This window comes from Comamonas thiooxydans (genome assembly GCF_002157685.2).
Classification (GTDB): domain Bacteria; phylum Pseudomonadota; class Gammaproteobacteria; order Burkholderiales; family Burkholderiaceae_C; genus Comamonas; species Comamonas testosteroni_H.
The window spans coordinates 3,883,714-3,896,211 of sequence record NZ_AP026738.1 but is presented as its reverse complement, the minus strand read 5'-3'; the positions used below and the strand labels follow the sequence as shown (position 1 = coordinate 3,896,211).

Annotated in this window: 11 protein-coding genes; 7 read left to right on the top strand and 4 right to left on the bottom strand. The window is 60.0% G+C overall.

Annotation, left to right across the window (positions count from 1 at the left end; genetic code table 11):
* Positions 1–50: 50 nt before the first annotated feature.
* Together CTR2_RS18045 and CTR2_RS18040 are read right to left on the bottom strand one after the other, a co-directional pair.
* Positions 51–731, bottom strand: a complete 681-nt coding sequence (locus tag CTR2_RS18045) for a Fe2+-dependent dioxygenase (RefSeq protein ID WP_087082143.1) — start codon at positions 729–731, stop codon at positions 51–53.
* 312 nt (positions 732–1,043) lie between these two features.
* Entirely contained in the window at positions 1,044–3,320 is a 2,277-nt protein-coding gene (locus CTR2_RS18040; RefSeq protein WP_087082146.1) for a TonB-dependent receptor, read from the bottom strand.
* A gap of 374 nt (positions 3,321–3,694) precedes the next feature.
* Between CTR2_RS18040 and CTR2_RS18035 the strand changes: the two genes are divergently transcribed.
* From CTR2_RS18035 to CTR2_RS18015, 5 genes are all read left to right on the top strand, one after another.
* Positions 3,695–4,345, top strand: a complete 651-nt coding sequence (locus tag CTR2_RS18035) for a PepSY-associated TM helix domain-containing protein (RefSeq protein WP_087082148.1) — start codon at positions 3,695–3,697, stop codon at positions 4,343–4,345.
* Between the two features lie 28 nt (positions 4,346–4,373).
* Positions 4,374–4,895, top strand: a complete 522-nt coding sequence (locus CTR2_RS18030; protein ID WP_003053552.1) for a DUF2271 domain-containing protein — start codon at positions 4,374–4,376, stop codon at positions 4,893–4,895.
* A gap of 150 nt (positions 4,896–5,045) precedes the next feature.
* Positions 5,046–5,846 carry a DUF4198 domain-containing protein gene (locus tag CTR2_RS18025; protein ID WP_003069955.1) on the top strand — a complete coding sequence of 267 codons (801 nt, stop codon included), beginning with the start codon at positions 5,046–5,048 and terminating at the stop codon, positions 5,844–5,846.
* Positions 5,847–5,921: 75 nt separating this feature from the next.
* On the top strand, positions 5,922–7,040 hold the full coding sequence (locus CTR2_RS18020; protein ID WP_254913261.1) for an FAD:protein FMN transferase: 1,119 nt from the start codon (positions 5,922–5,924) through the stop codon (positions 7,038–7,040).
* Entirely contained in the window at positions 7,037–8,440 is a 1,404-nt protein-coding gene (locus CTR2_RS18015; protein ID WP_087082152.1) for a sulfite reductase subunit alpha, read from the top strand. The genes CTR2_RS18020 and CTR2_RS18015 overlap by 4 nt, the downstream gene beginning before the upstream one ends.
* Positions 8,441–8,611: 171 nt before the next feature.
* Here CTR2_RS18015 and CTR2_RS18010 read toward each other — a convergent pair whose 3' ends face one another.
* The gene (locus tag CTR2_RS18010) at positions 8,612–8,920 is read right to left on the bottom strand and encodes an SWIB/MDM2 domain-containing protein (protein ID WP_003053560.1); all 309 of its coding nucleotides are present in this window, start codon (positions 8,918–8,920) and stop codon (positions 8,612–8,614) included.
* A 278-nt stretch (positions 8,921–9,198) separates the two neighbouring features.
* Here CTR2_RS18010 and rraA point away from each other — a divergent pair, with 278 nt between their 5' ends.
* The gene (gene rraA / locus CTR2_RS18005) at positions 9,199–9,714 is read left to right on the top strand and encodes a ribonuclease E activity regulator RraA (protein WP_087082154.1); all 516 of its coding nucleotides are present in this window, start codon (positions 9,199–9,201) and stop codon (positions 9,712–9,714) included.
* Positions 9,715–9,730: 16 nt separating this feature from the next.
* Here rraA and CTR2_RS18000 read toward each other — a convergent pair whose 3' ends face one another.
* Positions 9,731–10,642: a DMT family transporter gene (locus tag CTR2_RS18000; protein WP_087082156.1), complete on the bottom strand. Its 912-nt coding sequence runs from the start codon at positions 10,640–10,642 to the stop codon at positions 9,731–9,733.
* A 508-nt stretch (positions 10,643–11,150) separates the two neighbouring features.
* On the opposite strand from CTR2_RS18000, the gene aceA reads away from it, so the two are divergent.
* Positions 11,151–12,482 carry an isocitrate lyase gene (gene aceA, locus CTR2_RS17995; protein ID WP_003053566.1) on the top strand — a complete coding sequence of 444 codons (1,332 nt, stop codon included), beginning with the start codon at positions 11,151–11,153 and terminating at the stop codon, positions 12,480–12,482.
* Positions 12,483–12,498: the final 16 nt, after the last annotated feature.

Below are 12,498 nucleotides of genomic sequence, written 5' to 3'. Positions count from 1 at the left end.
AAAGGCTGCCGTCCCCTCAAGGGGAGGCGGCAAAGCCGATCAGGAGGGAGCTAGCTTTCGGACCACATGCGCAAGAGATTGTGATAGGTACCCGAGAGGGCAGCGATGCGCAGATGCTCGGGCTGCTCTTGCGTGAGTTGCTGAATGCTCTGGTCCAGATCGAACAGCAGACGGCGCTGCTCCGCCGACTTGACCAGGCTGTGCGTCCAGAAGAACGAGGCATAGCGCGTGCCGCGCGTCACGGGGTTGACTCGGTGCAAGCTGGTGCCGGGGTAGACGATAGCGTCGCCCGCCGCCAGCTTCACGCTTTGCTGGCCGAAAGTGTCTTCTACCATCAACTCGCCGCCCTCGTATTCGTCAGGATCGCTGAAGAACACCGTGGTGGAGACATCGGTTCTGACCTTGATGGCCGTGCCCGGAATGGTGAAGAAGGCGTTGTCGATATGGTTGCCATAGGTACCTCCACCTTCATAGCGATTGAAGCGCGGCGGCAGGACCTTGAGCGGCAGGGCTGCCGACATGAACAGCGGGTTGCGGCCCAGCCGGTCCAGGATCAGGTCGCCTATCTGCTGGCCGGTCTTGCTGTCCAGCGGCAGCTGCAGATTGCTCTTGACCTGAGCCGCCACATGACCGGCCGTGGTCTTGCCGTCCTGCCAGCTGGCGGCTTCCAGCGCCTGGCGGCAGTGGCGAACTTCATCGGGAGTGAGCAGGCAGGGGATGCGTAGCAACATGGCGGAAGTGAGGCGATATCTATCTGTTGATGATCCGGGTTACATCATTAACCATAGCTGGTGGCGTTTGATACCTATAGCTTTCAATGACTTCTTGGCTTGAAAACATTTATGGATAGGCGCTACCAGCTATGGTTTTGATGGCGAAGATCAGGCTTTGCGAGCCAGCGGCAATGCGCTTGACCCGCCAAGTGTGCATGTAAAAAGCCCCGCTGGCATCAGGAGCCTGCGGGGCTTGGAATGATGGTTTGCAGCAAGCCTGCGCCAGATCAAGCGCAGGCAGGGCTGTCATTGCTCCTGTCAGTACATGAATTAGTACGTGAACTTGAGCGAGGCCACGGCCGAGCGGCCAGCGCCCATATTGGCGTAATGAGGCGAGCGCACGCCGGTGTAGTACACCTTGTTGCCCAGGTTGTAGACGTTCAGCTGAAAGCTCAGGTTCTTGTCGATCTGGTAGGCCATCATCGCGTCGTAGCGGGCATAGCCGGAGGCGCCCTTGGTCACGATGCCGCCCTGGCCTTGAATGTAGCTGGCAGCAACGTCGCTCTGAGCATAGATACCCAGACCCAGTGTCAGTTTGGCCATGGGCTTGTAGCTGGTCCACAGGCTGAAGCTGTGCTTGGGTGTGTTGTAGAAGGGCAGGCCATTGCGAACATCGTCCTTGCCCATGTTCTTGAATTCGCTATCCATAAAGGTATAGCCACCGAACACGCTCAGATTGGACAGGATCTGGCCGGTAAAGCCCAGTTCGATGCCATTGACTTCCTTGTTGCCGCCCATGTACGTGCCGGTTGCATCGCTGATGCGCACATTGGTCACTTCATTGCGGAAGACTGCGGCAGTCAGGTTCAGCTTCTTGTCCAGCAGGTCCCATTTGGTGCCCAGCTCGATGGACTTGGTTTTTTCCGGCTTCAGGCTGATCAGCGCATCTGTGGTCGTGGTCAGGTCCTCGCTGCCGTTGCCCAAAGTCGAGCCACCGGGGCGCGAAGAGGTACCGATATTGGCGTAGATGCTGCCATTGGATGCGGGCTTGTAGACCACACCCAGCTGGTAGTTGAACATCGTATCGCTGCGGCTCAGGTCATACGCCGGGTAGGCGCTGGCGCCACGGCCGCCGGCGGGGCCGGAAGCGTTGAGCTTGTAGTGGTCCACGCGCAGACCGGCATTCACCAGCCATTGCTCGTTGAGCTTCAGAGTGTCAAAGCCGTAGACAGCAATGGTGTCGATCTTGTTGACGGTAGATTGCGCTGGGAGAGTCAAGGGGACATTCCAGGCTGCATTGGCGCCGCTGGGGTTGCTCAAGGTGGTGCACCAGGGGTCGGACACCGAGGTGCACACGCCAGTGCCGCTCTGGATTGCGCCCGAGCTGCCATCTGCTTTTTCCTTGGACAGTTCCAGGCCGAAGGCATAGCTGTGGCCGATGGAGCCGGTCTGCTCCTTGCCAGTGAACTCGGTCACGTTCTGCAGCGTGGTGGTGTCATAGACACGATAGTTGCCACGGCGCCAGACATAGCCATTGAGGGCATTGCCCTTGGAGTCGTCGGGCTGTGTCCAGACATAGTCCTGCTTGGTCTTGCTATAGCGCAGGCTGTTGCGGATCTTGTTGGTGTCGGTGAACTTGTGGGTGACCGAGGCCGTGAACAGATCGCTCTTTTCCTTCTCGTAGTCACGGTTGTTCAGCCCATACCAGTTGTCGCGGCTGTTGCCGTAAGTGGGGCGAATCTTGGAGCCACCGGGCAGTTGCGTTGCGTTGGTTGAACCGGCTGCGTTGGCACCATTGCTATACAGATAAGGTACGCCGCCGTCGGGGGTGTTGTCGGTCTGCAGATGCTGCCAGGACAGGGTCACTTCGGTGGCTGTGCCCATGCCAAAGGTCACGGTGGGGGCAATGCCCCAGCGCTTGTTGTCAGGACCGTTGCGGCCGGGAACGTCGGCACTGTGGCCCATGGCGTTCAGGCGAATGCCGGTGGTCTCGTTGATCTTGCGGTTGATGTCCAGTGTGCCGCGCAGATAGTTGTCGGTACCCAGACCCACGTCGCCCGAGATGAAGTTCTCGTTCTTGGCCTTCTTGGTGGTGATATTGATGGAGCCGCCTGCGCCGCCGCGACCAGCGTAGGCGGAGTCAGCACCCTTGATGACTTCCACGGCTTCGACGTTGAACAGTTCGCGGGTACCGGCGGCGATGTCACGCATGCCGTCCACAAAGGTGCTGGACTGGGCGTCCATGCCGCGGATGAAGGGTTGGTCGCCGCTGGGGTTGCCGCCTTCGCCGTTGCCGAAGGTGATGCCGGGGGTGGAGCGCAGAGCATCCTGCAAGCTGGTGGCACCTGTTTGCTTGATGATCTCTTCATTGATGACCTGAACGGTCTTGGGCGTGTCCAGCAGGGGCGCTGTGAACTTGCCCTGAGGGCTGGCTTCGGTCTTGAAGCTGGCGTCGGCAGCGGCTTCCACATTCACGGTGGACAAGGTGGTTTCCTGCTGAGCCATCGCGCTGGCGCCAATCAGGCACAGGCCTGCGGCAATCACGATTTGCTTGAGCTCGCAGCGCAAGCCGTTGGAGTCGGTCGGGGTCAGATGGTTGTTGGACATGCTTTTGATGAAGAGTCGATTTTTGAAAAAGCGTGCGAATTCTAGGTGATATTGATAATAATTCTCGATACCATTCAATAATGGAGTCCGATAATCTACGTTTTGTTGCAGTACGGCAACAGACAGGCTGCCTGGATAGACGGTGCGGGTTCTGCCGGTCTATGCAGCCACGAGTTTTCGGGATGGCGTAAATGCCCTGGCCTTGGGCGGGCGCTTTGTTTACGTCAAGTAAAGTAAATAAAAGTGAGATGCATTTAGAATCTGCACAACTAGAATGCCGGCTTGCTGCGCAAGCAAGGACTGGCCTTGTGGCGCTATGTCCCAAAGGTCGGCTCTGCCCGGCCCGGCGGCAACGCAATCCCAGAAAGTTCTGAATGACCGCGGCTTCCTCCAACGCCCCGCAGCGGGCGTACTGGCTCAAGAAATTACATGAGTGGCACTGGATCAGCTCCGCCATCTGCCTGATCGGCATGCTGCTGTTTGCCGTGACGGGATTCACCCTGAATCACGCCGGGCAGATCGAGTCCAAGCCCAAGGTCGAATCGCGTGATGCACAACTGCCTCGGGATTTGCTCGAAAAACTGCAGCAAGCCCAGAGGCATGGTGTGGAAGCGGCGAACAAGAATGCCGTGGGCTTGCCTGCCGAGGTGGATGGCTGGCTGGCTCAGCAGATCAAGGTCAGTGCCAAGGGTTTTGCAGTGGAGTGGAGCGAAGACGAGGCCTATGTGCCCATGCCGCGCCCGGGCGGCGATGCCTGGCTGCGTGTGGACCTGAAGGAGGGCGCGGTCGAGTACGAGAAGACCGACCGAGGCTGGATCTCCTACCTCAACGACTTGCACAAGGGGCGTAATACGGGCGGAGCCTGGAGCCTGTTCATAGATGTCTTTGCGATTGGCTGCCTGGTGTTCTGCATTACGGGTCTGCTGATCCTGAAGATGCATGCGCAGCGCCGACCCATGACCTGGCCCATGGTGGGCCTGGGACTGGTGCTGCCGGCCCTGCTGGTATTGCTGCTCGTGCACTGAGCCCAAGAATTTTGTGAAGGAAGAAAAAATGGCGAAGCGGATTTTCAAAACCTCGGTGGCATTGAGCGCCGTGGTGGGCCTGCCGGCACTCGCGGGCGGTATGAATGTGGCGGTGACCGTGCCCCAGTTGCAGGTGGCCGAATACCACAAGCCCTATGTTGCCGTGTGGCTGGAAAAGGCCGATGGCGGCGTGGCAGCCAATCTGTCCGTCTGGTACGACGCAAAGATGAAGAACGCCGAGGGCACCAAGTGGCTCAAGGACATGCGCCAGTGGTGGCGCCGTACCGGCCGTGAGCTGAGCTTCCCCATCGACGGCGTGACCCAGCCGACCAAGCCCGTGGGCAGCCATGCGCTGTCCTTTGCCGAAGGCAAGAACCCGCTGCCCCAGCTGGCTCCCGGTCAGTACAAGCTGATGGTGGAAGCCGCCCGTGAAGTCGGCGGCCGCGAGCTGGTATCCATTCCCTTCGAGTGGCCCGTCAAGCAGGCCACCAGCCTGAGCGCCAATGGCAGCACCGAGCTGGGCGCGATCAAGCTGGAATTGAAGCCTTGATCACCCCCTGAGGCGCTCAGCGCCTTCCCCCTCTCTGCTTCGCGGAGGGGGACAACACCTTCGCTGCGAGGCGGCTCTTGCCCGGTGTTCCTGGCTTGCACCTCGCCTCATTTTCGGATTTGTCACCCTTTCTGTTTTCAAGGACCTGATATGAAGTTCCAAACTCGTGCCATCGTCGCTGCAACTCTGGCTCTGGCTGCCCTGGGCGCCCAGGCGCATGATCTGTGGTTCAAGCCTTCCAGCACCGTGCTGTCCAAGTCCGACTGGGTGACGGTGGATGCGGCCGTGTCCAACGATGTGTTCTTCTTCAACCACCGTCCGCTGGGTCTGGAAGCCGTCAAGGTGACCGCACCCGACGGCGCGGCCGTGGAAATGAAGAATGTGGCCAAGGGCGAGCTGCGCAGCATGTTCGACTTCAAGCCTGAGAAGACCGGTACCTACCGCGTCACCATGCTGATGACCGGCGTGATGGGCGGCTACAAGGATGCCAACGGCCAGCCCAAGCGCCTGCGCGGTTCGGTGGAAGAAGTGCTCAAGCAGATTCCTGCCGATGCCAAGGAAGTGCGCGTGACCGAGAATCTGCGCCGCATGGAAACCTTTGTGTCCCTGGGCAAGCCTTCGGCGCTGGCGCTGACCGGCAAGGGCCTGGAGCTCAAGCCCGTGACCCACCCCAATGATCTGGTGGCCAGCGAAGAAGCGACGTTCGAATTCCATCTTGACGGCAAGCCCGCCGCCGATCTGGAGCTGGAGCTGGTGGCCGACGGCATTCGCTATCGCGACGGTGTGGACGCCATGAAGCTCAAGACCGATGCCAAGGGGCAGGTCAAGATCAAGTTCCCTCGTGCAGGTCTGTTCTGGCTGAACGCCGATGCCACGGACAAGAAGACCAGCATTGCCAAGGCAACAGAGCGCCGCCTGGGCTATATCGCGACTCTGGAAGTCCTGCCTTAAGCGTTAGCGCTTGATGGACTGAATGCGCGCGCCCGCTACGGGCGCGTCGTTGTTTTCGTCTTTGTCTGGATGCCCATGCCCACCCCCCCCCGTGTACGCTTTGACGCCAGTCTCTGGCAACTGCCCTCGTCGGCGGCACAGAGTCAGGCTCGTCCCCGGACGCCGGCGCTGGACTTTGGCGTGCAGCGCTGGAGACCCGCAAGCCTGCAGCACCAGCAGGACGGGCGCATTCACCGCCTGTCCGGCCAGACCATGGGCACGCACTGGTCGCTGCGCCTGGTCAATCCCGATTACCTGCCCACGGAGCCGGTGCAGGCCCTGCTGGAACAGGTGTTTGAGGATGTCATTGCCCAGATGAGCAACTGGGAGGCGGATTCGCTGATCACCCGGTTCAATCGCTCAAGACCCGGTGAAATACATTTTCTTCCTACGGAGTTTGCTCTGGTTCTGGAAGCGGCCTTGCATTGGGCAAGGCTTTCAGGCGCGGCGATGGACCCCGGCATGGGAGCGCTGGTCTCGCTATGGGGGTTCGGGCCGCGTCAGAACCCGCTGCAGCCGCATTCAGGGCAGGCACCGCCCAGCGAGGAGATCGAACGCTTGCTGAAGACCAGCGGCCATGGTCATCTGCGCTGGAATGCACAGACCCGGCAGTTGCAGCAGAGCGGTGGTCTGGAGCTGGATTTGTGCGGCATTGCCAAGGGCTTTGCCGTGGACTGGGCGGTGCAAAAGCTGCAGGCCGCAGGCTGGGCTGCGGGCATGTTCGAAATCGGCGGTGAGCTGCGCAGCTGGGGCGCGCGCCCTGACGGGCGGCCCTGGCAGGTGCAGCTGGGCACGGGCGGTTCTGCCGAGGCCGAATCGCTGGTCGTGGCCTGCAGGGAGGGCGCTTTTGCCACCTCGGGCGATTTCTGGCATCAGTTCACGCAGGCTGGCAGGCGCTATTCGCACACGCTGGATCCGCGCACGGGCTGGCCGGTGACGCATGATCTGGCCAGCGTGACCGTGTTTCATGAGGAGTGCATGCACGCCGATGCGCTGGCCACCGTGCTCACGGTGCTGGGTCCGCAGCAAGGCTTGGACTTTGCCCGTGAGCATGAGATTGCAGCCGTGCTCACATCGCATCTCGCATCCGATGGCAATGAGGCTCGCAGACAGGTGCTCAAGACACCCGCCTGGATCAACCAATTTGAGGCATGACAGTGGAATGGATTTTGACGCCCGAGCGCATCTATGGGGCTATGGGTTTGGTAGCCGCCTATGCCGGCATGTGCTGGGGTATTGGCACCAAGGTACGCAAGCAGCGCTTGGCCGATGAGGCCGAGAGCAATGCCTCGCAGGGCGGTGCTGCTGCGCCTGCCGTCCTGATTGCCTATGCCAGCCAGACGGGGCAGGCCGAAGCTCTGGCGCGCGCCACGGGCAAGATGTTGGTCGATGGCGGTCTGCAGGTGCGTCTGTTGGCCGTGGAGAAGCTGACGACCGAGCTGCTGCAGCAATATGCACGCAGCCTGTGGCTGCTGTCCACCACGGGCGAGGGCGATGCACCCGATCATGCACTGGGCTTTGTCCAGCAGCTCATGGCCACGCAGCCTGCGCTGACCCGGCACCAAAGCCTGGTGCTGGCGCTGGGTGATCGTGAATACCAGGAGTTCTGTGCGTTTGGTGTGGAGGTGCATGAGTGGTTGCAGACCAGCGGCGCGCGCAGCGATCTGGTCTGCGTGGACAATATGGATGCCTCGAGCTTGCAGAGCTGGCAGACCCAGGTCGCTCAGATGCGACAGGACTTGCTGGGCGAGTCTGCGCCCACCCAGGAGCCGGAGTCGGATTGGTTGCAGGCGCCGGTCAGCATTCCCTTTGTGCTAGGACGACGGCGTTTGCTCAATCCCGGCAGCCAGGGCGGGGCTCTATACCTGCTGGAGTGGACGCCGCAGTCCGGCGAGCTGCCGCACTGGGAGTCGGGAGATCTGGTGTCCCTGTGCGTGCCCGCCGACCCTGAACGCGCGCGCGACTACTCGATCGCCTCGATCACGGCCGACGGCAGCCTGCAACTGCTGGTGCGCGAGAGCACGCGTGCCGATGGTTCGCCGGGCCTTGCGTCGCACTGGTTGTGCTGCGACATGGCCGAGGGAGATGTGCTGCCGTTGACCTTGCGCGAGCACCGCGGCTTCAGGCTCGGTGACAACGCCGGGCGGCCGTTGATGCTGATCGGCAATGGCTCGGGCCTGGCGGGCCTACTCAGCCATATCAAGGCGCGCGTGCAGCAAGAGCTAGGTGATCAATGGCTGTTGTTCGGAGAGCGCAGTCCACAGCATGACGCGCTATTTGCCGATCAATTGGGCGCATGGCTCGGGCAAGGTCGACTGGCACGGCTGGATCAGGCCTGGTCGCGCAATGGCAAGGATTCGCGCTATGTGCAGGATTTGCTGCGCAGCCATGCCGAGGAAGTCCGGCAGTGGGTGGAACGTGGTGCAGCCATCTATGTCTGCGGCAGCCTGAACGGCATGGGTCAAGGCGTGCATTTGACGCTGCAGGCCATTCTGGGCGAGGCCAAGGTGGCCGAGCTGTTGGGCTCGGGTCGCTATCGGCGCGATGTGTATTGAAAAGCGCCGAGACTACCTTTGCCCGTTGCCGTGCAGGGTGGCTTCGCGCTGAACTCAATGGCAAGCACTCGGCTTGTCGGGTGGTATCAGCCGTTCGGCCACAATGCTTGTCCCAGAAACGCAAAAAGCTGGCTCAGGCCAGCTTTTTTGTGGTCAGCGCAAGCGCAGTGCTTACTTGACGTGCTTGCCGATCAGGCCGGCCATCTCGAACATGGAGACTTGAGGCTTGCCGAAGACTTCCTTGAGCTTGGCGTCGGCGTTGATCATGCGCTTGTTGGCAGCGTCTTGCAGGTTGTTGGCCTTGATGTAGACCCACAGCTTGCTGATGATTTCAGTACGGGGCAGGGGATCCTTGCCAACCACGGCAGCCAGAGCGGCGCTGGGGGTCAGAGGTTTCATGAAGGCAGCGTTGGGAGTGCGCTTCTTAGCGGCGGGAGCTGCTGCCGGTGCTGCAGCGGGTGCCTTCTTTGCAGTTGCCATATTGCTTATTCCTAATTGGGTAGTGGACTTATCACCAGCGAAATACAGCTGCAATCCACTGGCTGAGTCTGATGCTAATGGCAAAAAATCGCTCTTCCAAGCTAGTGGGCTGTTTTTTTGCCTCGATTTGTTGCTCTCAGGCCCTTTAGTGTCCGTTTTCACGGGTTTTTCCTCGAGAGTGTTGTGAAAAAGTTGCTCTCTGTGTGTGTCCGCTGGTGCTTGTGCTATGTCCGGTGCTCAGGGCAAGATGCAGGAAACTTGGTTCTGTGGAGATTTTCATGAGCGATTCCTCGGCTTCTCTTGGTTTCAGCACCTGCGATTTGTGCGATGCGCATATCAGCGATGACAGCAGCGATTTCCGTGTGCTGCCGCCCGTGTTCCACAGCTATGGCGGGAATGTCAGCTTTATGGGGGCGGTCAGCACTGTGCAGTGTCTGGACGACAACAGCCTGGTGCGAGCGGCGCTGGCCGAGCCGGGAGACGGTCGTGTGCTGGTGGTCGATGGCGGCGGCTCGCTACGCCGGGCTCTGGTGGGAGGGAATGTGGCGACATCGGCGGCCCAGAACGGCTGGGCCGGGGTGCTTGTCTACGGCTGCGTGCGCGACGTGGCCGAGCTGAAATCCACGCCCGTGGGTCTGTATGCGCTGGCGCTCAACCCCATGCCTACCGTCAAGCAAGGCCAGGGACTGCGCGATGTCTATGTGCAGATCGCCGGCCTGTGGATTCGCCCGGGTGACTGGTTGTATGCCGACTCCGACGGCATTGTGCTGAGCCGCCGCAATCTGCTTTCCTGATTGAAATCGACGGCGCCTAACGCCTGATCTGCAATGAACCGGGCCAGGTTGTGATCACCACGCTGATCAGGGCAATGCCGAAGGCCAGCAATTGCATGCTGCCGACGCGCTCGCCCAGGGCCAGCATGCCCACCACAGCGGCGCTGATGGGTAGCAGCACGGTAAAAATGCCGGCCCGCGATGCGGGCACGGCGCGCAGTCCCGTCATCCACAGCCACACCGTCCAGACGCAGGCGGCCAGGGCGTAAAACAGCAACAGACCCCATGCAGGCACCGAAACCTGGGAGAAATCAAACTGCCAGGCCAGATAGAGCCCGGCGGGTGTGGAAAGCACGAACCCCCAGAGATTGATCAGCGCCGTAATGCGCTTGGGGCTTACGCTGGCGGTGAGCTTTTTGCCGATCACGGCATATGCGGCCTCGCACAACACGGCAGCAATCAGCAGCAACTGGCCCAGGCCTTGCTGAGGATGTGCGGCAAGGCTGCTGCTTTCGGTCTTGCTCAAGGCATTCAGCCCTATGCCGGCTACTGCAAAAGCAATGGCTGTCCATGTACGCGCGCCAACGGCTTCGCGCAGAAAAAGCCAGCTCATGATGGCGACTGCGGCAGGAATTGCGGCCATGGTCACGCCCGCCGTGACGGCACTGGTCAAGGCTACGCCGCTGATCATGCAGAGCGTGAAAAGGAAATTGCCGAAGAAGGACTCAAAAAACAGCAGCCACTTGGTCTGCCTGGTCAGAGTTGTCTCGTGCGCTGGTGGCCTGAGCCAGCCCAGCATGGCCACGGCACCGATGCCAAAGCGCAGCCAAGCCAGCAGCATGACCGGAAAGATGGCAGCCAGAGGCTTGGACAAAGCCACATAGCTTCCTACCAAAGACATGCTGAGCGCCAGGCAGAGATAGGCGATGGGGCGGCTGGGCGTGTGCATGGCGAAATGGATTTCAATGACAAGAGAAGGTGATGCAAGGCAGTGTGGCAGGGCTGTTGCATGCATTTGACCCAGGGGGAGGGAACTGTTGTTTTTTTGGTTCTCGCCGCCTTGGGCGCTATGTCTTTGTCGTGTCACCTGTTTTTGTTCAAGTGGTTCGGCCTGTCTTCGTGCCGGGTAAATGAGCAGATCAAGGCAGGCGCCGGGACTTTTTTCGTACTGCGTTTAAAGGATGACGACTCCTAAGGCCGTGCTTCCGCAAATTTTTCATGAAGCAAGATTCCAATTTCTTATTATGAAAAATGCAAATGCTGCGCTGCCGCAAAATTTCTCAATACGAGAAATGCACTTTCTTATTGTGAAAAATAAAAATAAGTCATTGATTTTATTGATTATAAATTTCAGTCTTTTATAAGACATAAGACTCTTCAGAAGAACGTCGCAGACATAAAGTAGATCCCAAGGACGAACACCAATTCATCTTGTTTTAACCGCTAAGGAGTGCACCATGCCCCAATCCCTGACTCAGCAACTGAGCCGTGAACAGCAAATCGCAGCCCTCGAAAAAGACTGGGCACAGAACCCACGCTGGAAGAGCGTCAAGCGCGGCTACAGCGCTGCCGATGTGGTGCGTCTGCGTGGCAGCCTGCAGCCAGAGTACACCCTGGCCCAGCGCGGTGCCGAAGTGCTGTGGGACAAGATCAACGGCAGCTCGAAGAAGGGCTATGTGAACGCCTTCGGCGCCATCTCTGCTGGCCAGGCCATGCAGCAAGCCAAGGCCGGTCTGGAAGCCGTGTACCTGTCGGGCTGGCAAGTAGCTGCCGACGGCAACACCTCGGAGACCATGTACCCCGACCAGTCGCTGTACGCCTACGACTCCGTGCCCACCATGGTGCGCCGCATCAACAACACCTTCAAGCGCGCCGATGAAATTCAATGGGGCAAGGGCATCAACCCCGGCGACAAGGAGTTCATCGACTACTTCCTGCCCATCGTGGCTGATGCGGAAGCCGGTTTTGGCGGCGTGCTCAACGCGTTCGAGCTGATGAAGAACATGATTCAGGCAGGTGCTGCCGGCGTGCACTTCGAAGACCAGCTGGCTGCGGTCAAGAAGTGCGGTCACATGGGTGGCAAGGTGCTGGTGCCCACCCGCGAAGCGGTCGAAAAGCTGATTGCCGCCCGTTTTGCGGCCGATGTGATGGGCGTGCCCACCATTGTGCTGGCCCGTACCGATGCCGAAGCGGCCAACCTGATCACCAGCAACCATGACGAGAACGACATCCCGTTCCTGACTGGCGAGCGTACCCAGGAAGGTTTCTACCGTGTCAAGAATGGTCTGGAGCAATCCATCAGCCGCGGCGTGGCCTACGCTCCCTATGCGGATCTGGTGTGGTGCGAAACCGGTGTGCCCGATATCGGCTTTGCCCGCGAATTCGCCCAGGCCGTGCACGCAGCCTGCCCAGGCAAGCTGCTGAGCTACAACTGCTCGCCTTCGTTCAACTGGAAGAAGAACCTCAACGACAGCCAGATCGCTTCCTTCCAGGAAGACCTGTCCGCACTGGGTTACAAGTTCCAGTTCATCACGCTGGCCGGCATTCACAGCAACTGGTACAACACCTTCAAGTTTGCCCACGAGTACGCTCGCGGCGAAGGCATGAAGCACTACGTGGAAATGATCCAGGAGCCCGAATTCGCGGCACGTGACAAGGGCTACACCTTTGTCTCGCACCAGCAGGAAGTGGGCGCAGGTTACTTCGACGACGTGACCACCGTGATCCAAGGCGGCTCTTCCAGCGTCAAGGCGCTGACCGGTTCCACCGAGGAAGAGCAGTTCCATTGAGCCACGATGAATCGTG